Genomic DNA, 26,264 nt, shown 5'->3' with positions numbered 1-26,264 from the left:
TGGGCGGGCATCTTGCCCACCCAACAGAGTTTTTGAGAGAATGCGATCGCGTCGGTATCGCTAATAAAAATTGCTTCAAATTGGTAGCGCGATACCCACCCGACTATTTCCTTTTACCGCCGACTGCGAAAACCCTGTCTTCCATTAACTTGGTCAAAGAGGACATCGTATTTATCAAAAAATGCGATTCCAGTATTTACAAATATAGTTAGTTCTGCCTGTGGCGAGATACTCAAATTCCAGCGATTAAATCCGTCGCGGGTTCCTGGAATCAGACTGTAATCAAAAATGCCATTAATTGCTACTTTCACGGCATTTGCTGAACCTAATACTCCTGGTTTGAGTTTACCTGCTGTAGAAGCTGACTTGAATTCAGTCAAACCATTAATAGTTGCAGTATCAGCGCTCATTCTGGCATTACAAGAATTTTTAGCAGAACTCCCAGCAAGAGTTAAACAAACTTTGCCCAGTCGAGAGTCCCATCTTTTACCGGGTACACCATTAATTTCGGGTTGTTGACTCCAAGAAGCCATTTTGAAACCTGCTTGATTTTCAGCAGTTAAACCGAGAACTAGGCTGCCATTATTGTTACTACCACCATTTCCAATCACGATAAATCCGTTACTCAGATTGCCTGGTAATTTTCTCAACGGGTTATAGAGAAGTGACTTTTCAAAATAGTTGACACCGACAATACCAGAGAATGGTACACCACTATTTGCTGAACATTTAGGTTTTTCGGCAGTACACTGGCGACTAGTAACAACCTGTACGGGAACAGGTTCTGTGGTGGGAATCAAACCAAACCGAACATTAGTATAAACTAATTCTCCCTCCAGGATAGTACCATCACTTAATACCTCCTTGATATTTTGACCTGTTCTTTGGATCGGGGCATTACCTAAAAACTCTTTGGGAACTCTTAGCCCTGCTGACCCTGTATCTAATAAAATACGTCTTGGCTGACCATCTGCGATCGCTACTTCTAGAAAATAGCCGCGAACAGGTTGACCGAGGGAAGGTTTTGGATATAAAGGTAAGGATATAGTCTTAAAAGTTGGCTTGCGGGGTGTATTTTGAGAGATGTCGCGCAAGGCTGGGTTTGGGAAAAGCTCCGCAAATGCTGACTGGCGTTGCGCTGCTGGTTCAGGCGCGATATCCCAAAGGCTTTCGTAGTAAAAAAAGCCGATACCTAAACCGCGTTGTTGCACTGCTTGCACCTGGGATTGAATTTGTGGTATGGAAACTGGGCGATTTCGTAACCCCGCCATAATACCGATACCAGTTGGGATGATTTGCTGGGTTTCTAAAATTTCTGGGCGGGTAATTTGAGCGATAAAACTTTCTAAATCATTACGGTATACCTGCATAACTAACTCATCGACAATACCCAACCGTACCCAGTTCAGCCAGTCTTGCAGTTGTATCTTGTAGGCGAAATCATAGTAATTGGGAGCAACTGAGAAAATGGCATTAGGTTTTCTAGCTATCACAGTTTGGTGGAGGTCTACCATGAATGCAGTAATTTTATCTGCCCGCCATTTTATCCATGCTTGGGCTTGGGGATTGGGTGGAGGAGGCTTCCCAGTTTCTTGAGTATATAGACTAATGGTGTACTTGTCGTAACCAAAATCTACAGGTAAACTCATGTGGTCGTCAAATTGAACGCCATCAGCATCGTATTGAGTGATAACTTCCATAACGAGTTCGCTGATAAACTTTTGCACTTCGGGGTGAAAGGGATTCAGCCACGCTACTTCACCTGCAGCACTAATTGAAGTTTGAGTCCCATCCTGCTTTTGTGTTAGCCAATCTGGATGCTCGGATGTGAGTTCGGAAATTAGAGGAACCATGAAACCAAATTCAAACCAGGGTATTGCTAGTAGCCCTTGTCTACGGGCTTGAGTGATAATGTCTGCAATTACATCTTGTCCATCTGTTCCCTTGAAGAAAAAGGGGATACCCATTTTTTGCATGATGGCACTGGGGTATTGTGTATAACCATCATTCCAGACTACGGGATAAACAGTATTAAAGTTTAACTGCCGCAGTTGGCTCATGGCTGCTTCCACCTGTGAACGATTTCTGAAAACGCTAAAATCGTTACTACTTAGCCATACTCCCCGAATTTCTTGACGAGGTTGAAGAGGTAGTTGGGCAAAGGTAGGGGCAAAGCTGTTGAGTAGCAATACTGCAAAGAATGATATCAGACATAATAATGGCAGCAGACGCTTCCTCAAAAGCCACCAACCTTGATGAATCAAAGGCGATGTATATTGACTCGCGGCTTCTCTACCAGACACTACGCATAGCTTGTTTAGGAATAGCAATACGTGTCTGTGCACAGGCTTAAATAGTAAGTTAGTTAGAGCTGCATTAATTTCTATACTTTTTTCCCAAAACTGAGTTGTCATTACTTCTGCTTACTAAATGAGGTTAATTAGTTATATTTCATTCCATATAAACGTTAAATTGCTACACCAGGAAAACTGATACAGTAATTTAGCTGCAAGATAGTTGACGCAGTTATAAGGTTAGTAGTGCCAAATATAAATGTTTCAAATGTAAGCTGTAATAAATTCTCACTCTTTCATGTAGTAAGTTAGAGCACAATTACAAAGTAGAACGCTACACTATTTAATCATGATCACTGAAATATTACGCTACAGTCCGTAAAAACGCATACTCAAGAGATAATCCTGACCCCCTTCGTAAACCGGACAATCAGTAAGAAGTTTTTGTAGATGGAGAGTTTAAAGACTTCATTAAACCAATTTTTGACCCACTATACCTGTATCATAATCAACACGTTGATCCTTATGCGATCGCTATCTCATTCAAGTAGTTAGCAGAGAATCACCCAGATGCTGACTTGCGAATTATGCGGATGGAAGTAAGAGGTGAAGATAAGTTTCTACTTCGCGCTAAAACTGCACCATAAGTTGACAAGTCTGCATTGAGCGCGAAGTACTTTGAAATTTATCACATTATCTTCAGTTTCACACTTTCAACATGGGCGGTTTCTACTGTGGCGATCATGACTGTCATCGCTGGGTTAACTTTTTTATCCGCTACTGCACTTTGTTGACGAGGCGGAAGACGACTTAATACACTCATCCCACCCAAGGCGATCGCGATTCTTAAACCAGCACCCAAGAATAATGGCTTCAACCATGCCCTGGTTATTTTTTGATCTGATTTGCTCAACTAGTATCTTCAGAGGTTACAGGTTCTTCCATCTCGATTTCTGAAACACTTTCATCGCTCACAGCCCCACCTCCACTTCCTGTCTATGCATACCAATCTTGGTATTTTCTTAATAAAACTTGAAATTTATTTACTTCATATCAACTATGGCGCATTTCATAGTATATGTCTTTCACATAAAGATGTATACAATAGAACAGATAACGCCTGAGTAATTACTAGTAAAAAATGCTTAAAAATTTTATGTATATTATGACCAAAAAAATTATCTCATCTCATGTAGCCACTCTAGGTCACACACTATATGTATTTAGATCACTGTCAACCAGTGGTTAGATATGGAAAACTAGTGAAGCTAATGTAGATTTATCCAAATTAGAATCAAAAGAGTTAATGCATTTGGTTATACTTATAAAATCTTATTTATACGCAAGAGATAATTCTTCTGAAGCTTTTGTGTTGCCAGGAAGCCTGGCCATACCATGCAATCCAGGTATAGGTCAAGCTAGCGTCCACAGCTACACGTGAGTTACAAAGGAGCAAACTCCATTGCCCTAAATTCCAGCAAGGGTGGCCCTGATTATGGAATTTTGAAATCAATCAATCAAATCAATAAATAATTGGTATTTACCAGAGTAACCAGATATGTTCAATGCCACTGAAATTTTAATTGATGCCTTTGTAAATGAAATTCGAGAAGGCTACCGTCGCACCTATGGCTGCTTCAAAAATGATTATCAGGACATTATCGCCTGGGCTGGTAACATGGCTTTGGAAAACATTGCCAATAGCGACGCCCTTTATCACAATGTTGAACACACCGTCCTTGTCACCCTGGTGGGGCAAGAAATCTTACGTGGTAAACACATTAGAGAAGGTGGTGTTTCCAGTGAAGACTGGTTGCATTGTATCATCTCCTTAGTGTGTCATGATATTGGCTACGTTAAGGGAGTTTGCCGACAAGACCGAGAAGCAACAGACTTATATGCCACAGGTAAAAACGGCAGAATGGTTTCTGTAGCTCCTGGCGCTTCCGATGCCAGTCTGACGCCGTATCATGTTGATAGAGCCAAGCTTTTTATTGATGAGCGTTTTGGAGGTCACAAGTTGATCGATGCTGAGGCAATTAAGAGCAATATTGAATTGACTCGATTTCCCGTGCCTGCGGCAGAAGATCATGAAGATACAAAGTGCTTTGCAGGATTAGTCCGGGCTGCTGATTTGATTGGTCAACTAAGCGACCCGCGTTACCTGAAGAAAATTACTTCTTTATTTTACGAGTTTGAAGAAACTGGTGTAAATAAAGTTTTGGGCTATAAAACCCCTGCCGATTTACGTAATAACTACGCTAAGTTTTACTGGAATGGCGTCTATCCCTATATCCAAGAGGGACTGCATTACCTATCATTGACACAACAGGGAAAACAAATTCTCGCTAATCTCTACTCAAACGTGTTTGTTGTGGAACATGAAAAACAACAGGAAGAACAGCAGCGGTATTTAGAGAAGTTAGGAGTTGGGAGTTAGGAGTTAAGAGTTGGGAGTTAAAAACTATTAATCATGAGTTATAAATTAAGATAAAAGTTTAATAACTCATAACTTATAACTTATAACTCCTAACTAGTATGGATTGGTGGCAACGACTGAAGAAAAATCCTTTGGCACGATTTGGGGCAATTTTGCTGTTAGTTTTCTACATAGCAGTAATTGCAGCTGATTTCGTGGCTCCTTATGACCCCTATGCTTCACAGGCCAATGGTTCACTACTGCCACCAACTAAGATCGACTGGGTTTCTCAGTCAGGGCAGTTTATCGGGCCCCATGTTTATCCGACGACTCAGGGAGACACGAATTTAGAAACAGGCGATCGCAAACTTATTGTAGACTTGACAAAGCCCTCACCCCTGCGTCTATTTGTCTCCGGGCCAGAATACCGATTGTTGCAGATGAGTTTGCCATTACCCCCAAAGTGGGATGAAGTGACAATCTTTCCTGGTATTCCCTTAAATTGGCATTTATTTGGCACAACAAGTGCGGCCAAATTCAATATCTTGGGCACTGATGACCAGGGCCGCGACCAACTTAGTCGCCTGCTGCATGGCGGTCGCATCAGTATGTTTATCGGGATTTTTGGCATTATCATTACCTATCCCCTCGGTTTGCTCATCGGGGGAATTTCTGGCTATTTGGGCGGTGTGACTGATAGCGTCATTATGCGCTTGGCAGAAGTGCTAATGACTTTCCCTAGTATTTATCTTTTGGTGACTTTGGGAGCAGTGTTACCAGCTGGTTTAAGCAGTACCCAGCGCTTTTTGCTAATTGTGGTGATTACTTCGGTTATTAGCTGGGCTGGTTTAGCACGGGTGATTCGGGGACAGGTACTATCAATTAAAGAGCGAGAATTTGTCCAAGCGGCACGCGCAATGGGCGGGAACCCACTTTATATTATCCTCCGCCACGTTCTGCCGCAAACGGCTAGTTATATAGTTATTTCTGCTACTCTTGCAATTCCCAGCTTTATTGGTGCAGAGGCGATACTGAGTCTCATCGGCTTGGGAATTCAACAACCAGACCCCTCTTGGGGCAATATGCTTTCTCTGGCTAGCAATGCTTCAATTTTGGTACTGCAACCTTGGTTAATCTGGCCGCCGGCTGTGCTGATTATCCTCACAGTGTTGGCATTCAACTTACTCGGTGATGGATTGAGAGATGCCCTCGACCCCCGTAGTTTAAGAAGATAAGCTCTTAGAATAGCAAATGCGATCGCTGATATAGCAAATGCTGTCGCTGATATAGCAAATGCTGTCGCCGAAGTAGCAAATGCGATCGCCGAAATAACAAATGCGATCGCCGAAGTAGCAAATGCGATCGCTGATATAGCAAATGCGATCGCTGAAGTAGCAAATGCGATCGCTGATATAGCAAATGCGATCGCCGAAGTAGCAAATGCTGTCGCCGAAGTAGCAAATGCGATCGCCGAAGTAGCAAATGCGATCGCCGAAATTAGTCCGTGAAGGCGGACTTTGCCTGTGTAGCGGCGAATTCTATTCGCCTACTGTTGCAAAACCCAACGGCGAAACAGTTCCACCATAATCCGCCAGCTTCCCTGAGTTTCCTCAACGACATCATGACGCTTCAGAGTATTCAGCGCTTCCTGTAAATTGGCGTCGTTCATACCTGTAGACTGAGCCAAGACATCCAGACTTAACCCCTCTAGGTGAGATGCAAGGACTTGTAGAATTACCTGTTGACCCTCAGCACTCCGCGCCGCCTGACCCCAAACCCCATCAAAGTAATAGCGTCCCCGTTTGAAAAACTCAGGGTCATTGATAACTGCTTCCACATCTTCTACAGTGAAAACTGGCTCACGCGATCGTCCTTGCTCAAAAACAAAATCATTGTAGCCGCGCACTAGCTGAAAACCCAGCAGTTGCACTAAATATGGTTGACCATGTGTCAAAACATAAATTTCATCTAAAGCTTCCGGGATGTAGTCGAGGGGGAAGTCTTCATTAACTGGGTTAGCGAGAATTTGGCGGGTAGCTGCACGTTCCTGAAAGCCTACATGAATAGGAATGACGCTGGCAAAGAAAGGTTGGAAGTAATCTGCTGTCATCTCCTCTAAAGTATGTAAACCAGCAAAGGCAAAGGCGATTTTAGAACTCATTTGCACCAAACCCCGCAGAAAACCCATAAAGTCGATAGGAATTTTGTTCGCTTCTATTAAATCTTCAATTTTCTCGAATTCGTCTAAGGCGATGATTAACCCGCCCTCTAGCGTTACTTCCACCTGTTTTAAATAACGTTCAAAAGTCCGGTAGGGGAGATTAAGTAAATCAGCATCGGTTGGGGATGGAAGTTCGACAGTTCGAGAAATTTCATCACAAATTGCCATCAGCACCTCACCTACACCTTGGGCGGTATCTCCCAAACGTAGCAAGTTGACATAGGCTAGTTGTATTTTTGAGCCTAGACAGTTAGCAGCATTAACCAGAATGGAAGTTTTGCCCATGCGCCTGTGACCGTAGAGAACTACAGACTGGAGTTGATTACCCATCACCCAGAGTTCTTCTAACTGTCTGATGATATCTTCTCGCCCAACAAAGAGATGACCTTGAACGGGGTCGCCTACAACATAAGGATTAATCACGCGCTTGGTAATGGAAATTTCCCCTACTTCACCAGTGATTTGTAAAAGGCTTTCTTTCCAAGTTTCAGCGATATCTATGATTAACCCTTGCTCTGCTTGCGGCAAGGTGTCGGCTTGATTTAGGATCTTTGTCAGTTCGCCTAATGCTCGGTTGAGAGCTAAAGACCTAGCTGAACGTGAGACGCTGCGGTTAACAAACTGGACATCTTCAACAACTCGACGCAGACTAGCAAGAACTTTCCAGGTAACTGGACGTAAAAGAGGTTCCTGTGGAAAAGGAATAACTTGGATAGTAGCAATAAAGGCTGGTTCTTGAGCTTCCTGAAACGCGGCTAAAGTTTGGGCAAGGGTGTACATTTCCTCACCGTAAAGTAGAGAACGCACTACCGCAAAAGCCTCTATTGCTTTCGCTGGCTCATATTTATGCAGATGCCAGAAGCCAGCAGCAGCAGCACGGGCAGGAGTATCTAAGCGAGTGTCTGTGTTAAAACGAGCTTGTAAACTTTCTTGCCAAGAACTAGGGAAGAGAAAGTAAATGGAAAAGAAACCTCTAACAAACCTTGACTTTAGGGTTTCATTTAGAGAAGCTGAAGCAAAACGTACTATATTCCAATCAAAAGGATTTGCCGCCAGTCGAGAGACATTCCAAATAAGTTGCTCTGAGGGGATTTTGGCAAGTACTCTATTGACTGCTTGGAGAACGGGAATGAATTGTAGGGTATATGCCAGCAGTTCATTAGTATTATGTAAACCTGTTTCCCAATCATTTTGCAACCAATTTTGCAAGCGCCAGACAAGATTAGGAAGAGGAAGCGGAGTGATGCGGGGAATTAGCCAACTACTGTTTTGAATTGTTCGCAAGTTTAAAGGTGAGCCAATAAGCCAGGTTTCTGGACGCAGTACGACCACGCTTACCGCTACGTCGAACACCACACCGAACGCCACGCCGAACACCACACCGAACGCCACACCGAACACCACACCGAACGCCACACCGAACGCCACACCGAACGCCACACCGAACGCCACGCCTCCTGCCACGCCTCCTGCCACACCTACCGCCATGCCTACCGCCATGCCTCCTGCCACACTTACCGCCACGCCGAATGCCACGCTTCCCGCCACGCCTACCGCCACGCTTCCCGCCACGCCTACCACCACGCCTATCGCTACGCCTCCCGCCACGCCTACCGCTACGCCTCCTACCACGCCGAATGCCACGCTTCCCACCACGCCTACCACCACGCCTCCCGCCACGCTAAACCAGTCAACGGGAATGTTTACTGCCTGAAAAATTAGACTTACAGCTAGAGGTGTAACTATTGTTAAAACTAATCCTTGAAAAAGTAACTGGCGTTGGATAGCATTTTGACGCAATAACTTCCATCCCTTCCGCCAATTCATTTCCCCTTCAGGAATATACCCACCCCCGAATATATCCACATACCACCGCAAAGCTTGGGGAAAGAAAAACACCCAGTACAAAAGGCGCAGATAATCCAAGGGATTCCACAGAGATAGGGGACGCCTCAACTTGGGCGCTAAGTCTAGGCGGGGTACAAGGGTCATTATTCAACCTCCATCTTTACCCGTGAAGAACCTAACCCCCCAGCCCCCTTCCCTATGAGGGAAGGGGGAGTAGGAGTAATCTTGCTCCCCTCCCCTCGTAGGGGAGGGGTTGGGGGAGAGGTCAAAGTGATGTCATTCATTGCAAACTCTCCAAATACTGCGAATAAGTTCGATAACACAGTTGCATCAGTTTACGAGGATGTCCACCACTTTCGTGGATTAGTTTGATAATTTCTTCTTCAGTAAAACTCACAGAAGTTCTAGCTAAACGGTTGGTAATAAAAGCACGTATGGTAGCTTCATCCCAAGGATGAATCTGTTCTTCTTGGCAAATACCTGCCAACGGAGAAGTATTACCTTGCTCCTGACTATCGTTAAAAAGGTTGTTCAGAGGTTCGGTGGCAGCTAAAATCAGCTTCAACGGAGCATTACTTCCTTCAGCTAAACCGCGCAAATAATCCCTTATATTGCGAGTAAAACCTTCGCTTGTAAGTTTTCCTACATTGTCTAGAGCCAGTAGTATTTTATGATTTCGCAAATTGCGGGTTAACTGATAGTCTTTACTTTCGGGTATACCAATCTCGTGGCACAAATCACTATAAAATTGACTTTCATTATGAAGTAAATTCAGGTCTAAGAAAACTGACTGACGTTCACTTGTGAGAAATTTTTTCGCCTGTTGGTTAATCATCCATAGCAGCGAAGATTTGCCGATTCCCTCTTCCCCAATTAAAACAACACTACTACCGCTATTCAACACCTCAAATACTCGCCGGATTTCGCGCTCTCGGTCAAAGAATAAATACTTTTCTTCTACTCTCCCATTAAAGGGAATGAAGGGATTATGATTTGGCTGTAATAGATTATCTAGCTGTGATTCATCTCCTCGTGATGTATTAGTTGGTTCTACAAGCGGCTCTTGGGAAGGTAAAGCTTTTCCTGAATGCTGTTGATAATGATATTTAATTTGATTTTTAAAATTTTTCTTATTAACTTTTATCCCTAAATCTTGTGTGATCTTTTTGCATAAATTTGCACCTGCTTCTCTCAAATATTGCTCAGAGAGAAAAGTCTGAGTAGCAATATCTGAATAAATCTGACCTTCCCAGATTCCTAAAAAAAGCTTTTCTTCCAATTCATTTAAGACTTGATTAGTCTTTTTAGCAAACAGCACATTAATGAATGCTAACGCTTGTTTTGAGTCCATTAGGCGTAATTGAATTGGCAGAGCAAAGTAAAAATCAGCCCTTAGTGTAATACTTTACCTTACAAACCTACATTTGCCTACTTTCCCTTACAACAATTTAATCACTCAAACTTCCTACTAACGCCTACCTATAGAGTCTGTGTCTCAAGTGATGATGGTGTTACAGAACAAAAGTTGAGGAGTTTGAGAAATGACAACTTTTAGACAACAGCTTGCACTTGCTCTTATCGCTGCCACCGCCACCATAGTAGCTGCCGGAGTGCCTGTCATAATGGGGCTTGGCAACAAATCTTCTCTAGAGTCAAAGCCCTCTGTCACCACCACTTCTACAACGTGTGATAAAGTTACTGTGGCTAAAGTATGCGTTGATAATCTTACAGTGCAGTTTAATAGCAACGAACCTCAGCAACTAAAAAATCGCGATCGCATACCTCTAAAAGCTGGAGATACTCTAAGATTATCAAACCTAACCTATTGCATACCATCTAAAGCTCCAGTCAATCGAGTAGAAGTAAAAGTTTATCTGTTTCCAAATGGAGTTGAGAGTTATAAAAATGGACTTTTCACTCCTAGTAACTTCCCGATTAATGCTGCTTGTCATAATATTGGTAATTTTCAACAAACTTGGAAGCTTAAACCAGGACAGCACCGAGTTAGCATACCTATTATCAAATATGTTGGCAGCAACAGAATTGTTGAGAGTAGTTTCTACTTTAACTTGGATGTTGGACGGTAATTTCAGTCTTCTGTTTAAAAGCAAAAGTGAGTAATAGTTTTATGGCTTACAGCGAGTTTAGTTTAGCTAAAGCAAAACAAGAGTTTAATTTAACCACATTAGAAAAACGCGATATTTTCGCTGCTTTTCCGGAATTAACAGCGAGTAATTTACTTGCAGAAACACTCAATTATAATCTGGAGATCGCTTTAGCTAGTAATAGTGAAAAAGCTCGTTCTGAGTTAATTATTGCTCCAATTTTAGTTGATTTACGCCGACAATTACGCGAACAAATCGGTTTATTTTCTGGAGTAGATTTCACAGTCGATAATAGCAAAGGATTAAACGGCACTTGCGATTTTATTATTACTAAATCTCCAGAAATTCTAATTTTGACAGCACCAGTAATTACAGTTGTAGAAGCTAAAAAGGAAAATATTAATGCGGGTTTGGGTCAGTGTGCGGCTGAAATGGTAGCAGCCCAAATTTTTAATGAGCAATCTGCAACTGAGATTAAAACAATTTACGGCGTAGTGACAACTGGCAGCATTTGGCAATTCCTCAAGCTAGAAGAACAAACATTAAGCATTGATTTAAGCGAATATTATCTCAAAGATGTGAATAAAATTCTTGGTATTTTAGCCAGTGGTATTTCTCAAGAACATTAACAAAATATGAGAAGGAATCAGAATTCACAATTCTCTACTTAATACCGAATTCGCGGATCTACATAAGCATTTAAAATATCAATCAAAATGCTGGCGCTGACAACGATCGCACCAAAAAATACCAGCACTCCCTGGACTGTGGGATAATCGCGATCGGCGATCGCTTGATACAGTCGATTGGCTAATCCAGGCCAAGAAAATGTCACTTCTGTCAAAATCGCCCCACCTAACAGAGACGCAAAGGTTAATCCTAAGACTGTAATTACTGGGATTAGCGCATTTTTTAAGGCATGGGAGACTAAAATATTATTTTCACCAATACCTCTGGCTCTAGCAGCTTCTACATAATCTGCTTGCAAGGTTTGCTTTAAATTCACTCGCACAATTCGCTCAAAAATTCCACTAAGCAAAATTCCTAGCGTGAGACTCGGTAGCGCAAGATGGTGCAAAGATGTGAAAAACTGGGTGAAGTTTCCACCGAGTAAGCTATCAATTGTATACAATCCTGTTACAGTCGTAGGAGCCGGAAGATTGGGCGGAAAGCGGTTGGAATTGGGAAACCAACCCAATTGGACTGAGAAAATCAACTGCAAAAGCATTCCCGCCCAAAACATGGGGAGTGCGTAGGTGATGATCCCAAATAAGCGCCCACCGACATCAAAATATGTTCCAGGACGGGAAGCCGAAAGAGTCCCAACCGCAATTCCAACGATGAGTGCAACGGCCATACTACATACTGCTAACTCCACCGTCGCCGGGAAATATTGCCCAATTATGTCTCCAACATTCTGTCCGCGACTCATTAAAGACGTTCCTAAGTCAAAGCGCAGTATACTTCCCAAATAATTTAAGTACTGTAGCCACAAAGGAAGATTTAAACCTAGTTGTTTTCGCAATTCTTCTTTAGCAGCTTCTGGCGCACGTCCGCCGAGAATTGCATCTGCTGGATCTCCAGGTGTTGCTCTTAGTAAGAGAAATACAATGGTGATGATGGTTAATAGCTGAAGTGGTGCAAGAAGCAACCGAGAAACAATGTAATATTGTAAAGCTTTAGAGCGAGACATATTTTAGTTATTTGTTATTTGTTATTTGCAAATGACCAATGAATATAGCGGTTCTCGCTTGAGTGCAGTAGAATTTTGACCTCTCTCCAAACCTCTCTCCTGCAAGGAGAGAGGCTTTGATTATTACTCGTCAACACTAGTAGGGTAGGGGTTGGGGGTTAGGTCTGTATTGGACTTAACTGCAAACCGCTATAATGACTACTGACCAATGACTAAGTACACGTCACCGTCAAAGGGGTTAGGAAATATTCAGACTTGATGTTGGGTTTCACTTCGTTCTACCCAACCTACGAATGATTAAATTCCATACTCTTTTTGTGGTGTTCTGTACTAATGTCTAATGACTAATGACTACTTTTTAATTGTCTGGTAAATCAGAATTTGCGTAGGGTTAAGTTGTACGCTACTAACACCTTTTTGGGCAAATACATAGTCTTTATTTTGCCATAAGGGAACGTAAGGTACATCAGTAGTTACTTGCGTTTGAATTTCTGTAAAAATCTTCTGACGCGCTTCGGGGTTTTGTTCTTTGCGTTCCTGATCAATCAGTTTATTTATGGCTTCGCTATAGTAGAACGAACCCTGAATTTGACTGCCTCCATCTTCGCATCCTTTAGCAACTGAACCTTTGTCACAAGATAAAAACGGCTGGACGTAATTATCTGGATCTAAAAAGTCTGGATACCAATCAAGTAAAGCTGCTGGATACAAACCCTTAGCAATGTCTTTAAAGAAGGCTGGCCCTTCGGCTTGGGTGACTTCAAATTGGAGTATTCCATCCATTTTGACATCGACAAGGGATTTGAGTGTCTGTGCTGCCAAACTCCGAGTAGGTGAACTAGAAGGATACCAAACTTGTATCTTTGCAGGATTTTCTTTGGAGAAACCAGCAGTAGTTAACAATTTTTTAGCTTGATCAAAGTTAGCATCGCCATATTTATCTTTGAATAATGGCACAGAAACTTTAAAGGTGGTGGGAATCATGCTATAAAGCGGATCTGCTTGACCAAGTAACACTCGCTCGTTTAAAAGTGGACGGTCAATTATGGATGCGATCGCTTGTCTTACCTCTAATTTATCTAAAGGCTTTTGATTCCGGTTTAATACCAGATAACTCACTACACTACCGTTAGCTGCGATCGCTTGCCAATCCCCTTTTTTACCACCTTCTTCCAAGCTCCGATTTTGATCTGGCTGTAACGACTGATAAGCTATATCCACCGCACCTGTACGGAAAGCATTAAATAAATTAACCGGACTAGTTTGAATTTGGAGGTTAACACCTTTGTTAGCTGGTTTTTCTCCCCAATACTTATCAAACACATCAAGTCGGATGGAATCAGTACCATACTGTCCTAATTTATAAGGGCCAGTCCCCACAAAAACATTCGGCTTGAATTTACCAGCACCGAGTTCGTAAGCTTTGGGTGAAACTGCACACATCCCAGGAAACGCCAGCAATGAGGGAAACGCTGCAAAGGGCTTTTTCAGCTTGATGGTCAACTCATACTCGCTTGTCGGTTTTATCGAATCTACTATATCGGCTAGTAAGAATGAGGGTTTTCCTTTATTTTCAATAAAACGCTGGATGGTAAAGGTCATTGCTTGGGCGTTGAAGGGAGTCTCATCGTGAAAAACTACTCCCTGACGCAAGGGGATGGTATAAGTTAAGCCATCTTGACTTACTTTGGGTAATGCTGTAGCTAGCTGGGGCTTAATTTCGGTGCTTCCTGGTTCGTAGTTGTAGAGGCGATCGCTCATATTAAACACCAAAACCAAGGATGCTAACTCATAAGCATCAGCCGGATCAAGGGTTCTTGGCTTTGCTGTTGTACCTATAGTAATCCGCCCATCACCTGTAGGGGTATTTACAGAACCGGATGGTGGCGTAGTTGACTGTGGACGAGGAGCGCAACTAACAACTAAAAATAAACATAGACAGAACAAAGATAGGAATTGTGTAATCCGACCCCACCGTTTCACGGAAAAGGAAAACCAGGTCATGGCAATAATATTTTTGATATCAGCGGTCAGCAATTTTACTACATTTATGACTCTTGTGCTGAATCTTCATAAATATAGTGGTTCTCGGTTCTCGTACCCTGCGGGTACTCGTATTGGAGAACTCGTAGAGTAGCCACTACAAGTCTATGGATGGAACACACGCTTTGGTTGGCAATGCATACGGCTAAGTATATACGTATAAAAAAACATAATTTGTATAGATAAATGAGAGAAAACTTGTTCTACATTATGACTCTGTAGCCGTCTAAATCAAAAATTTGTGGCGGATGCTCAACTTCATAGTTAAGTTTATTGCTATTGTGCGATGTCTACGGCGGGCGTAGCTGCGGCACTATTTTGTTACAAAAAATCCTTGACAAAAATACAGAAATTAACATTTGTTAAGCACTGAAAAATTTTTATTTAATTAAGATTTTAAACATTGGCTAAATTTGTCGTAAATTCATAGTTACTAGGAAAATAGGTCTGTTAAACTTTGACCTTAGTCCAAGTAGTGTACATAAAGACTTTGGCTGTTGCTGCTTGGGCACAAACGTCGATGGAGCGGTTTATCGTCAAGATCGGCTGTATTGTCAAAAAGAAGAGTGTTTGGACATCAGCGAAATCAAGCGATCGCGATATCGTAAACAGCAGATTGAAAGTCTAATAGTGAGACTAAGACCGTGAAGTATTTCTTTCTATCTGAGGGATGGGCAGTTGCTAGAGTCTGGGCATCTGATGGACTCTGGCAAATAACCGCATGGCGACGCCAACCAGATATTCAGCGAATGAATATTTGTTTAGTCGAACAAAACGAATTGCTATGGCTTTATCGAGTTGAAGAAGCCGTTTTAACCGTGGAAGTGAAGCCAACAACACCAGTAATTGCCAGTAAGACTATAGGTCAAGTAGTACTCAAGCGTCTGATGAGCGCCGAACAGGTAATCGAACGCCTGGGTACAGCTGAGGCGAAGTGTCAACTGCAAAATATCCAGTTGGTGGTTCAGTAGATAGTGGGGCATTGGGCATTGTGGGCATTGGGCATGAGTTATTCTTTTCTACTCCCCAGTCCCCAATCCCCAATCCCCAGTCCCCAATCCCCACCCTCCTCGTAAAGAAAAAATAAGCAAATTTAATCTGTCAGGGGTATTGGTAGCGAAAAAACTTGGACATGCTACGCGATCGCATCAATTTACACGCTTGCAAACAATTCCATCAATAGTTACACTTTTTAAAACATTCTCATTTTTGCTTGGCGATGGCTACCCTACAAGGTAAACCTCCCGAAGCGAGTAAGCATTGCCAAAGTACCTACGCTGTCTGACTTCTAAGAGTAAGCTGTGGTAAGACTCTGGCTCTGGCAATAACAAAAAACAAGAGAGAGTTTTCTGAGTGGCGACTTTCGTCTCTCAGAACCTCAGTAAGAAAATTGCTTTGTAAACTAACTCATCGAGGAGGAGCGTAGTCGATGGGACTACCCTGGTACCGAGTACATACAGTCGTTCTGAATGATCCAGGGCGACTAATTTCTGTACACCTGATGCACACAGCCTTAGTAGCAGGCTGGGCTGGTTCGATGGCACTCTACGAACTGGCTGTTTTTGACCCTAGTGATCCGGTTCTCAATCCGATGTGGCGTCAAGGGATGTTCGTCCTGCCCTTCATGTCACGTTTGGGCGTCACCCAATCTTGGGGTGGTTGGAGCGTTAGCACTGCTCCAGCAAGCGATCCTGGCTTCTGGTCATTTGAAGGGGTTGCTGCGGCTCACATTGTTCTTTCCGGCCTTTTGTTCCTAGCCGCCGTTTGGCACTGGGTTTACTGGGATTTGGAACTTTTTAGAGATCCCCGCACTGGTGAACCTGCCCTAGACTTGCCAAAAATGTTTGGCATTCACCTGTTCTTATCTGGTCTACTTTGTTTTGGGTTTGGTGCTTTTCACCTCACCGGACTATTTGGCCCAGGGATGTGGGTTACTGATCCCTATGGTATAACTGGTGCCGCGCAGGCAGTAGCACCGGAATGGGGCCCAGATGGTTTTAACCCATATAATCCTGGTGGCATTGTGGCTCACCACATTGCCGCTGGTGTTGTTGGTATTATTGCAGGCTTATTCCACCTCACAGTCAGACCCCCCGAACGGCTCTACAAAGCCCTACGGATGGGGAACATTGAAACAGTACTTTCTAGCAGTATTGCAGCAGTCTTCTTTGCTGCTTTTGTTGTTGCTGGTACTATGTGGTACGGTAACGCCGCCACACCCATCGAATTGTTTGGCCCTACCCGCTATCAATGGGATCAGAGCTACTTCCGTCAAGAAATCCAGCGCCGTGTCCAAACAAGCGTTGCCCAAGGTGCAACCCTTGACCAAGCTTGGTCGCAGATTCCTGAAAAACTGGCTTTCTATGATTACGTCGGTAATAGCCCCGCTAAAGGCGGTCTATTCCGTACAGGGCCTATGGTCAAGGGTGATGGTATTGCCCAGTCTTGGCAAGGTCATGCCGTATTCAAAGATTCTGAAGGACGGGAATTGACCGTGCGTCGTCTCCCCAACTTCTTTGAAACCTTCCCAGTGATTTTGACTGATGCAGATGGAATTGTCCGCGCTGACATTCCCTTCCGTCGGGCAGAATCTAAGTATAGCTTTGAGCAATCTGGTGTCACCGTCAGCTTCTATGGTGGCGATTTGAATGGTAAAACCTTTACAGAACCAGCTGATGTGAAGAAGTATGCCCGTAAGGCTCAAGGCGGTGAAATCTTTGAATTTGACCGGGAAACCTTGAACTCTGATGGTGTATTCCGCACCAGTCCTAGAGGTTGGTTTACCTTTGGACACGCTGTATTTGCTCTGCTGTTCTTCTTTGGTCATCTCTGGCATGGCGCTCGGACAATCTACCGAGACGTGTTTGCTGGTGTTGATGCGGATCTAGAAGAGCAAGTTGAGTGGGGTCTGTTCCAGAAAGTGGGTGACAAGTCAACCCGCCGGAAGGAAGCCCTTTAAGGGACGGGGACTGGGGACTGGGTGGGAACTGAAAAGAGTTTTCCAAATACCCAGTAACCAGTACCTAATCCCTAATCCCTAATCCCTAATCCCTAATACCCAGTACCCAATCCCTAATCCCTCATTACTAGCTGGATAGGCAGGAAATCTTAATATGGAAAGCGTTGCGTACATCTTGATTTTTACTCTGTGTATAGGTACTCTCTTCTTTGCGATCGCATTTCGCGAACCCCCTCGCTTTGAGAAACCAAAAGATAAGTAGATCCTATTCCCAGACTTTTAAGCGGATTTAATCTTAATATCCGTTGCTACTAAGCATGGTAGCAACGGATATTATTATGTTTGTCCTTTATTGGTTTTAACTACTAAGTAAATGACTAATCATTTTTATATTGTGATATAATTTCCAATCTTGGGAGTAGATATGTGTTAATACTAGCTTTTCTGCGCTAGGATGAAAAAGGATGTTTAAGTGTAAGCTGCCATAAAACTGTTTGCATGGCACATCACGCTTGTCGCACAACCTTTACGGAGACTAGAACCAGGAACAAATCAGCATGGTCAATCAGAATTTAACCGCTACAGAAATTGGATTCACTCACGAAGATTTCGCTGCTCTACTTGACAAATACGATTATCATTTTAGCCCTGGTGATGTTGTCCCAGGAACAGTATTCAGTATAGAGCCGCGCGGCGCTCTGATTGACATTGGTGCTAAAACTGCAGCATATATACCTATACAAGAAATGTCTATTAACCGGGTAGATAGCCCGGAAGAAGTCTTACAGTCAAACGAAACGCGGGAATTTTTCATCCTTACCGATGAAAATGAAGATGGACAATTAACCCTTTCCATTCGCCGTATTGAATATATGCGGGCTTGGGAGCGTGTGCGACAGCTGCAAGCAGAAGATGCTACTGTGCGTTCTGGCGTGTTTGCAACCAATCGCGGCGGAGCATTAGTACGGATTGAGGGATTACGTGGCTTTATCCCAGGTTCTCACATCAGTACCCGCAAACCTAAAGAAGAATTGGTAGGCGAAGATTTACCATTGAAATTCCTAGAGGTGGACGAAGAACGTAATCGCCTAGTTCTATCTCACCGTCGGGCGCTGGTTGAGCGCAAGATGAACCGCCTAGAAGTCGGCGAAGTAGTAATTGGTACTGTTCGTGGTATCAAGCCCTACGGTGCTTTTATCGACATCGGCGGTGTCAGTGGTCTACTACACATTTCAGAGATTTCCCACGAACATATTGATACGCCTCATAGCGTGTTCAATGTCAATGATGAAGTGAAAGTTATGATCATTGACTTGGATGCAGAAAGGGGTCGGATTTCCCTATCTACCAAGCAGCTAGAACCCGAACCCGGTGACATGATTAAAAACCGGGATTTGGTCTACGATAAGGCAGAAGAAATGGCTGCTAAGTATCGCGAACAGCTGTTAGCCAAGCAACAAGGTGCTACTGCTGCACCTGCGGCACCTGTGGAAGTCGTAGCAGAGGAAGAAATTCCACCAGCAGCTGAACTCGAAGAAGAAATTCCACCAGCAGCAGAACTTGAGGAAGTAACTCCACCAGCAGCAGAACTTGAAGAAGCAACTCCACCAGCAGCAGAACTTGAGGAAGAAATTCCACCAGCGGCTGAACTTGAGGAAGTAACTCCACCAGCAGCAGAAATTGAGGAAGTAACTCCACCAGCAGCAGAAATTGAGGAAGTAACTCCAGTAGTTGCGGAAACTGAAGAAGAGATTCCAGCAGCCGCGGAAACTGAAGAAGAAATTCCAGCAGCTATTGAAGAATAATACATTTATAGTTTTACTTGTTTTTAAGTAAGAGTATTAAATCATTATATAAAGAGGGAAAAACCCTCTTTTTTTATGTGGAGAATTGGTAACAGTTAGGAGTTAAGAGTTAATAATAAAAATTCAGAACTCTTCACTCCTAACTAAATAAGTGGGGTTAAATATTGTGGCAACCATTAAGTGTAGAAACATCACTTTTAATAATATCCAGGCAATTTTATTTGACAAAAACGGTACTCTAGAAGATTCAGAAACGTATTTGCGATCGCTCGCACAAAAGGCAGCAAGGTTAATAGATGCTCAAATCCCTGGAACTGGGGAACCCCTATTAATGGCATTTGGCATCAATGGCAATCTTCTAGATCCCACAGGTTTAATATCAGTAGCAAGCCGCCGTGAAACAGAAGTTGCGGCTGCGGCATATATTGCCGAAACTGGCAAAGGATGGTTTGAGTGCTTAAAAATAGCCCGTCAAGCTTTGGATGAAGCGGAAAAATACATTGGACAAACTCCTTCACCGCTGTTTGTGGGTAGCTTAGACTTGTTGAAATATCTAAGGGGAGGGAATTTGAAACTTGGCATCCTCTCAGCTGCGACAACTGAAGAAGTACGTAATTTTGTAGCTAATCACCAGTTAAGTGATTATATTCAGTTGGAAATGGGAGTAGATGAAGGGCCGAGTAAACCAGATCCATTGTTATTTTTGCAAGCTTGCCAAGCTTTGGGAGTTGAACCGAGTGCTACATTGATGGTGGGTGATTCAGTTGGTGATATGCAAATGGCGCATAATGCTAAAGCCGCAGGTTGTATTGGTATTACTTGGGTGGGTAAGTCAGATAATGTCCGAGGTGCGGATGTGGTGATTAATCAACTTGATGAAATCCAGATTTTAAAGGATTGATTTATAGTTGAAATCAATATTTTTGATAAAAGTCTTATGCTGTATGTAAAGGGGTTAAATTATTTTCTGGTAAAAGGATAAAACAGGGATACCCGACCCTTCTTTTAACTTTAGAAAAAATGAGCGAATCGTAAGCTACTAGTTAACTTTTGTAAAAATTACTACAGCATATCTCTTTGGATAGATTCACTAAATTTCTCAGTTTGAGTTATGATTTTATACAGCTTCTTGTTATGGCAATTCTCAAATAAATAGACCTCTAACATAAATGCTTAAATTGTCATGTTGAGCGGAGCGAAACATCTGGTGAGATTCTTCTCTCCACTGCGTTCCGTTCAGAATGACATTCCTGATTTTTTGACTTTTGCAAGAGGTCTAAATGAAATGCGCTGATAAATAATTTAAGGGGCAGAAATCAATTGTTTTTTACTATTTTCTGTCTCCCTTAACCAGAGCGTATTGCACACAACTAAGAATTGGTATAAATCCCCAAACCCCAAAGAGCCTGCTGGGGAAAATTTCTTTGTTTAGAAGTATCTTAGGGAATTTTCAGTTGCAGCTAATGTGCATAGGAAATTACACGTTTTTGCGGAGTCATTAATATGAAAATTTTAAGTGGTCTTATTTCCAGTTTGACCCTTCTGAGTTTAAATGTTGTCGGTTTATCTCAGGCACAGGCTCAATCAAAAGGATTTGAGTTTCAAAAAGTTCCAGTAACTCTTGTCGGAAATGGTTGCCCACCGGGAACAGCAGAGGGAATTTTGAATGGAGATACTCTTTCAATAACATTTTCTGAGTTTGAAGCTTTAGCTTCACCTCCTAAGGTTGTATCAAAATCCTGCAATCTGCGGATCGGTCTGAATGTACCTTCTGGATTGAATGTTCAGCCGATTAACGTCAAGTATATTGGCTTTGCAGATGTGCCTCAAGGAGGCAGTGCTAACCTGAACGTTAGAATACTCTTTCAAGGTCAAATAATTCCAACTATCAATAATCCAAACGCGACGTTTAACCCTGGCTTTTCAGATGTTTGGAGCAAAGATGTAGGTATTACATTAGGCACAATAAATGCATGTAAGAACCCAGTGAGTTCGATTTTTGGTATCAATTCAAATCTGACAGCAAGAGCTAGAGGTATACCTGCAAATCAAGAAACCCAAATCAGAATTGATACAATCGACACAGCAATCGGTCCTGTATTGTTCCAAATCAAGTTTGCTTTTAATCCTTGTTAGGTTTTTTAAATGCATAGTTAAGTTTTGCATTTAATTTTTCACAAAATCTGATCCCTCTAAAGCTGCTTTACCAAATTATCGAAAGATTTCTTCCAATCACTCTGAAGAAATCTTTTACTCTGTGTGTTGAGAAAAAGTATTGAGAACCAAATGGCAATTCTCAAATAAGTGAAATAGACTGAGAAATAATTTCCGAGCCAGAAATTTATTGTTTTTTCCTATTTCTGTCTCCCTTAACCAGAGCGTATTGCACACAATTAAGAACTGCTATAAATCCCCAAACCCCAAAGAGGCTAGCTGGGTAAGATTTCTTTCTGTAGAAATATCTTAGGGAATTTTAAGTAGCAGCTAATGTGCACAGTAGATTACACATTTTAGCGGAGTCGTTAATATGAAAATTTTAAGTGGTGTGATTTCCAGTTTGACGCTACTGAGTTTAAATGTTGTGGGTTTATCTCATGTACAGGCTCAATCACAACAAGAAGATGGATTTGATTTTCAAAAAATTCCAGTAACTCTTGTCGGAAATGGTTGCCCACCGGGAACAGCACAGGGAATTTTGAATGGAGATACTCTTTCAATAACATTTTCTGAGTTTGAAGCTTTAGCTCCATCTCCTAAGGTTGTATCAAAATCCTGCAATCTGCGGATCGGTCTGAATGTACCTTCTGGATTTAACGTTCAGCCCATTAACGTCAAGTATCTTGGCTTTGCAGATGTGCCTAAAGGAGGCAGTGCTGACCTGAATGTTAAAATATTATTTCAAGGCAGAGAAGTTCCAACTGACGATAATCCAAACGCAACATTTAAGGGTGGCTTCTCAGATGTTTACAGCAAAGATGTAAGTATTACATTAGGCACAATAAATGCATGTAAGAAGCCTGTGAGTTCGATTTTTGGTATCAATTCAACTCTAACGGCAAGAGCTAAAGATACATCTGCAAATCAGGAAACCCAAATCAGAATTGATACAATCGACACAACAATCGGTCCTGTATTGTTCCAAATCAAGTTTGATTTTAATCCTTGTTAGGTTTTTTAAATGCATAGTAAATTATGCATTTTCGCGGAGTCGTGAATATGAAAGTTTTAACTAGTCTTATTTCCAGTTTGACGCTACTGAGTTTAAATATTGTGGGTTTATCTCAGGTACAGGCTCAAACACAAGGATTTCAGTTTCAAGAGGTTCCAGTAACTCTTTTCGGAAATGGTTGCCCATCGGGAACAGCAGAGGGAATTTTAAATGGAGATACTCTTTCAGTATCATTTTCTGCGTTTGAAGCTTTAGCTTCACCCCCTAAAGTTGTATCAAAATCCTGCAATCTGCGGATCGGTCTTGATATACCTTCTGGATTGAACGTTCAGCCGATTAACGTCAAGTATCTTGGCTTTGCAGATGTGCCTCAAGCAGGCAGTGCTGCCGTAAACGTTAGAATACTCTTTCAAGGTCAAGAAGTTCCAACTATCGATGATCCAAACGTTTCGTTTGGACCTGGCTTTTCAGATGTTTGGAGCAAAGATGTAGGCATTGTATTAGGCACAATAAATGCATGTCAGAACCCAGTGAGTTCGATTTTTGGTATCAATACAAATCTGACGGCAAGAGCTAGAGATATACCTGCAAATCAAGAAACCCAAATCCGAATTGATACAATCGACACAACACTTGGTCCTGTACTGTTCCAAATCAAGTTTGCTTTTAATCCTTGTTAGGTTTTTTTAATGCATAGTAAGTTTTGCATTTAATTTTTCACAAAGGCTGCTTTAGCAACTTATCGAAAGATTTCTTCCAATCTCTGTGAAGAAATCTTTGAGTCTCTGTCTTTAGAAGAAATAGTATTGACAACAAAGCTGACAAACTCTCCTTATTGGATATGAAAGATATGAAAGTTTTAACTAGTCTTATTTCCAGTTTGACGCTACTGAGTTTAAATATTGTGGGTTTATCTCAGGTACAGGCTCAAACACAAGGATTTCAGTTTCAAGCAGTTGCAGTAACTCTTTTCGGAAATGGCTGCCCGTCTGGAAATTCCCAAGCAAATTTGAAAGCAGATACTCTGTTTGTAACTTTACCTCAATTTCAGGCTGTAGCTTTATCTCCTAAGGTTGTATCAAAATCTTGCAATCTGAGAATTGGGCTTAATGTGCCTAAAGGGTATAAAGTTAAGCCCATTAACATCAAGTATGTTGGCTTTGCAAATGTGCCTAAGGGGGGCAGTGCTGACCTAAAAGTTACATTAGTGTTTCAAGGGAAAAATGTTCCAAATTCTAGTAATGATCCAAACGCAAACTTCCCGTCTGGCTTTTTAAATGGATGGCAAAAAAATGTAGCTATTACGCCAGATGCAATAGACGCGTGTGCTAACCCAGTGAATTCGGTTTTCGGCATCAACACAAATTTGATAGCGCGTGCCAGAGATGTAGCTGCGGGGCAGCAAACCAAAATTCTAATCGCTCAGGGCTATCAAATTAAGTTTACTTTTACTCCTTGTTAGTAGGGGCAGATATAGCGGTGCGATGTAGAAAATCGAATGTTAGAGGATTAAATAAATCCTTGAAAGAAATGAATGAAAAGCCCGCGCACCAGCCTCAGTATGATCCTGTCCTTGTGCTTGCCTCCTTGTGCAACTATCTGATCTGTATCTCCGATTACACAGCCGGCTGGTGGATTCGGCAAACATTCTGGCAACACTTTTCTGCTGCAAGCTAAAGCAGCAAGCATAAAGATTTCTACACTGCCAACTAAGGGACTTCCAATTAAAAAAATATCCAACTTGTAGTGGCGTGGCAAGCCTAAAATGTTACATTAAAAATCTCTGGAAAATTCAACTTTAAAAATATAATCCAATTTTTCTATTGCACTATTCTAGCCTTGCCACGCTAGAAGGGTGTGTTATGCCTCTGGCTAACGCAGCATGATAGATTAGAAAGATGGTGCGTTACTTCGTTAACACACCCTACAAAATAAGATTGGATGATTTATTTTTTGGTAGTCCCTAAACTGAATATGACAGTGGGAAGGACTTCGCATCCTTTGGCTTCACATACACGCGCTGTTTCGGTTCTAACCCTAAGTCATTAAAGCGATCGCGTGTTAGATGCGCCATCACCACTTGTCCGTCATCGAAAGTTAATTCTACCTGAATTTCCCAACCCAAATGTACCAATCGGCTCACTGTTGCAGGTGTAGTGGCACCGTTGGCAACTTTTTCAAAAATCACATCTTGCGGGCGTAAAAATACTTGGGGGTGTGGCGCATCAAATCCGCTACTTTTAAAAATCTTCGAGGTGCTGGGCAATATGTTCACTGGGCCGATGAAACTCATCACAAAAGCCGTGGCAGGATTGTCGTAAATTTCTGCTGGTGTCCCCACCTGTTCCACACGCCCTTTATTCATGACCACAACTTCATCGGAGACTTCCATTGCTTCCTCTTGGTCGTGGGTGACGAAAACCGTGGTAACATGAACCTCATCATGGAGGCGGCGTAACCACGCCCGTAAGTCTTTGCGGACTTTAGCATCGAGTGCGCCGAAAGGTTCATCTAGCAGTAATACTTCTGGTTCTACTGCCAGTGCCCTTGCTAATGCTACCCGTTGTCTTTGACCACCAGAAAGTTGTGATGGATAGCGATCGCCTAATCCAGTCAACTGCACCAATTCTAGTAACTGTTCTACCCTTCCCTTAATCTTTTTTGGCTGTGCCTTACGAATTTCTAAGCCAAAGGCAATATTCTGTCTGACAGTCAGATGCTTGAATAGGGCATAGTGCTGAAATACAAAGCCAATATTACGCTGTTGCACGCTTTGGTATGTAGCGTCCTTACCGGTAAGCAGGATTTTGCCGCTATCTGGCATTTCTAAACCTGAAATTAACCGTAGTAGCGTAGATTTACCTGATCCCGATGGCCCGAGCAATGCAACTAGCGAACCACTCTTAATTTCCAGGCTGACTTGATCAACTGCCTTGAAACTCCCGAATTGTTTAGAGACATTTTCAACTACTATGCCCACTGCTGCTGTACCTCTGCAACTAAATCTACATATCCTTGGTAGGATTACTGTGTCTTACATATACCATACATCGTTATTTATAGATGAACAAGATTTAGCTACCGCAACTGCCGCAATCGAGGAAGCTACAATCAACACCACTGCAATCTAGAAAACTGCAATCAGCAGCACCACAATCTAGGGAACCACAATCAGGAGTTATGCTGGCACAATTGCAGCCCAAATCGGCACAATCAAAACAGTCAGTATTGTCGTTGCTAATAAATGGGGATTTTTGAGCAACTTTACCAGATGCTTGTTTTGGTTGCTGAGTGTCTGCTTCCTCCTCTGTGGATTCTTCTGAGTTCTCGGTTTGCGTACACACGTAGGAAGCCGCTATGTGTCTACGCAAAATTTGATTAGCTTGCTTACAAGCTTGAAATCGTTCATGAGAATTGACAAAAGCTGCTTTTAATCCTTCCTTGGCAATTACCCGCTTGATGTATTGAGAGCAAGATTCGCTGCCATATAGTATTCTGTGGGCACAAGCAAAACCTTTGTGTGGGGAAATGTGCTTTTGATATCCGGTAATTGCGGCGGCACTAACTTGTCTAGTAAAAGAATCGAATAAGGAAATCTGCATATTTTGGAACTGGGGACTAGGGATTAGGCAATATTCTTCCTTCATTCTTCCCAATTCCAATCCCCAATCCCCATTACCCCTTATCCCCAGAGGGGGCCCCACCTTC

22 protein-coding genes are annotated in these 26,264 nt (G+C 42.4%); 13 read left to right on the top strand and 9 right to left on the bottom strand.

The genetic code is table 11. From position 1 onward, the window contains the following. Positions 1-113: 113 nt before the first annotated feature. A complete protein-coding gene (locus V7K30_RS01360; protein WP_334996372.1) occupies positions 114-2,414 on the bottom strand; it encodes a glycoside hydrolase family 10 protein in 2,301 nt (766 codons plus the stop codon). A gap of 568 nt (positions 2,415-2,982) precedes the next feature. After that, positions 2,983-3,207: a hypothetical protein gene (locus V7K30_RS01355; RefSeq protein ID WP_334996370.1), complete on the bottom strand. Its 225-nt coding sequence runs from the start codon at positions 3,205-3,207 to the stop codon at positions 2,983-2,985. A gap of 645 nt (positions 3,208-3,852) precedes the next feature. On the opposite strand from V7K30_RS01355, the gene V7K30_RS01350 reads away from it, so the two are divergent. Together V7K30_RS01350 and V7K30_RS01345 are read left to right on the top strand one after the other, a co-directional pair. Next, positions 3,853-4,734, top strand: coding sequence for an Npun_R2479 family HD domain-containing metalloprotein (locus V7K30_RS01350; RefSeq protein ID WP_334996368.1), 882 nt, complete (start codon positions 3,853-3,855; stop codon positions 4,732-4,734). A gap of 98 nt (positions 4,735-4,832) precedes the next feature. Then, the gene (locus tag V7K30_RS01345) at positions 4,833-5,948 is read left to right on the top strand and encodes an ABC transporter permease (protein WP_334996366.1); all 1,116 of its coding nucleotides are present in this window, start codon (positions 4,833-4,835) and stop codon (positions 5,946-5,948) included. 4 nt (positions 5,949-5,952) lie between these two features. Here the strand turns inward: V7K30_RS01345 and V7K30_RS01340 are convergent, their stop codons facing one another. The 3 genes from V7K30_RS01340 to V7K30_RS01330 form a co-directional block, all read right to left on the bottom strand. Then, a complete protein-coding gene (locus tag V7K30_RS01340) occupies positions 5,953-6,174 on the bottom strand; it encodes a hypothetical protein (protein WP_334996364.1) in 222 nt (73 codons plus the stop codon). An 85-nt stretch (positions 6,175-6,259) separates the two neighbouring features. Next, positions 6,260-8,926: an ATP-binding protein gene (locus V7K30_RS01335; RefSeq protein WP_334996362.1), complete on the bottom strand. Its 2,667-nt coding sequence runs from the start codon at positions 8,924-8,926 to the stop codon at positions 6,260-6,262. Positions 8,927-9,062: 136 nt separating this feature from the next. Continuing rightward, positions 9,063-10,133, bottom strand: a complete 1,071-nt coding sequence (locus V7K30_RS01330) for an ATP-binding protein (protein WP_334996360.1) — start codon at positions 10,131-10,133, stop codon at positions 9,063-9,065. Between the two features lie 190 nt (positions 10,134-10,323). Here V7K30_RS01330 and V7K30_RS01325 point away from each other — a divergent pair, with 190 nt between their 5' ends. Next, complete coding sequence (locus V7K30_RS01325; RefSeq protein ID WP_334996358.1) at positions 10,324-10,869, top strand: hypothetical protein; 546 nt, start codon at positions 10,324-10,326, stop codon at positions 10,867-10,869. A gap of 41 nt (positions 10,870-10,910) precedes the next feature. After that, entirely contained in the window at positions 10,911-11,516 is a 606-nt protein-coding gene (locus V7K30_RS01320; protein ID WP_334996356.1) for a hypothetical protein, read from the top strand. 38 nt (positions 11,517-11,554) lie between these two features. Here the strand turns inward: V7K30_RS01320 and V7K30_RS01315 are convergent, their stop codons facing one another. Both V7K30_RS01315 and V7K30_RS01310 read right to left on the bottom strand, forming a co-directional pair. Then, positions 11,555-12,580, bottom strand: a complete 1,026-nt coding sequence (locus V7K30_RS01315) for an ABC transporter permease (RefSeq protein WP_334996354.1) — start codon at positions 12,578-12,580, stop codon at positions 11,555-11,557. 351 nt (positions 12,581-12,931) lie between these two features. After that, a complete protein-coding gene (locus V7K30_RS01310) occupies positions 12,932-14,584 on the bottom strand; it encodes an ABC transporter substrate-binding protein (protein WP_334996352.1) in 1,653 nt (550 codons plus the stop codon). A gap of 683 nt (positions 14,585-15,267) precedes the next feature. Here V7K30_RS01310 and V7K30_RS01305 point away from each other — a divergent pair. From V7K30_RS01305 to V7K30_RS01265, 9 genes are all read left to right on the top strand, one after another. After that, positions 15,268-15,594, top strand: a complete 327-nt coding sequence (locus tag V7K30_RS01305) for a hypothetical protein (protein ID WP_334996350.1) — start codon at positions 15,268-15,270, stop codon at positions 15,592-15,594. Between the two features lie 458 nt (positions 15,595-16,052). Then, positions 16,053-17,582 carry a photosystem II chlorophyll-binding protein CP47 gene (gene psbB, locus V7K30_RS01300; protein WP_334996348.1) on the top strand — a complete coding sequence of 510 codons (1,530 nt, stop codon included), beginning with the start codon at positions 16,053-16,055 and terminating at the stop codon, positions 17,580-17,582. Positions 17,583-17,736: 154 nt separating this feature from the next. Continuing rightward, positions 17,737-17,844: a photosystem II reaction center protein T gene (locus tag V7K30_RS01295; protein WP_084227385.1), complete on the top strand. Its 108-nt coding sequence runs from the start codon at positions 17,737-17,739 to the stop codon at positions 17,842-17,844. A gap of 295 nt (positions 17,845-18,139) precedes the next feature. Continuing rightward, positions 18,140-19,387, top strand: a complete 1,248-nt coding sequence (locus V7K30_RS01290; protein WP_334996346.1) for a 30S ribosomal protein S1 — start codon at positions 18,140-18,142, stop codon at positions 19,385-19,387. 166 nt (positions 19,388-19,553) lie between these two features. Then, positions 19,554-20,288, top strand: a complete 735-nt coding sequence (locus V7K30_RS01285; RefSeq protein ID WP_334996344.1) for an HAD family hydrolase — start codon at positions 19,554-19,556, stop codon at positions 20,286-20,288. A 602-nt stretch (positions 20,289-20,890) separates the two neighbouring features. Further along, positions 20,891-21,523 (top strand): DUF4360 domain-containing protein, encoded by a 633-nt coding sequence (locus V7K30_RS01280; protein ID WP_334996342.1) that lies wholly within the window; start codon positions 20,891-20,893, stop codon positions 21,521-21,523. A gap of 391 nt (positions 21,524-21,914) precedes the next feature. Next, a complete protein-coding gene (locus V7K30_RS01275) occupies positions 21,915-22,556 on the top strand; it encodes a DUF4360 domain-containing protein (RefSeq protein WP_334996340.1) in 642 nt (213 codons plus the stop codon). A gap of 47 nt (positions 22,557-22,603) precedes the next feature. Next, on the top strand, positions 22,604-23,236 hold the full coding sequence (locus V7K30_RS01270; RefSeq protein ID WP_334996338.1) for a DUF4360 domain-containing protein: 633 nt from the start codon (positions 22,604-22,606) through the stop codon (positions 23,234-23,236). A 161-nt stretch (positions 23,237-23,397) separates the two neighbouring features. Continuing rightward, positions 23,398-24,018 carry a DUF4360 domain-containing protein gene (locus V7K30_RS01265; RefSeq protein ID WP_334996336.1) on the top strand — a complete coding sequence of 207 codons (621 nt, stop codon included), beginning with the start codon at positions 23,398-23,400 and terminating at the stop codon, positions 24,016-24,018. A gap of 501 nt (positions 24,019-24,519) precedes the next feature. On the opposite strand, the gene V7K30_RS01260 is transcribed toward V7K30_RS01265, so the two are convergent. Together V7K30_RS01260 and yidD are read right to left on the bottom strand one after the other, a co-directional pair. Further along, the gene (locus V7K30_RS01260) at positions 24,520-25,536 is read right to left on the bottom strand and encodes a sulfate/molybdate ABC transporter ATP-binding protein (protein ID WP_334996334.1); all 1,017 of its coding nucleotides are present in this window, start codon (positions 25,534-25,536) and stop codon (positions 24,520-24,522) included. Between the two features lie 94 nt (positions 25,537-25,630). Beyond that, complete coding sequence (gene yidD, locus V7K30_RS01255) at positions 25,631-26,158, bottom strand: membrane protein insertion efficiency factor YidD (RefSeq protein ID WP_334996438.1); 528 nt, start codon at positions 26,156-26,158, stop codon at positions 25,631-25,633. Between the last annotated feature and the right edge of the window lie 106 nt (positions 26,159-26,264).

Source organism: Nostoc sp. (assembly GCF_036917655.1).
GTDB lineage: Bacteria > Cyanobacteriota > Cyanobacteriia > Cyanobacteriales > Nostocaceae > Nostoc.
This window is presented reverse-complemented; position numbering and strand designations above follow the sequence as displayed.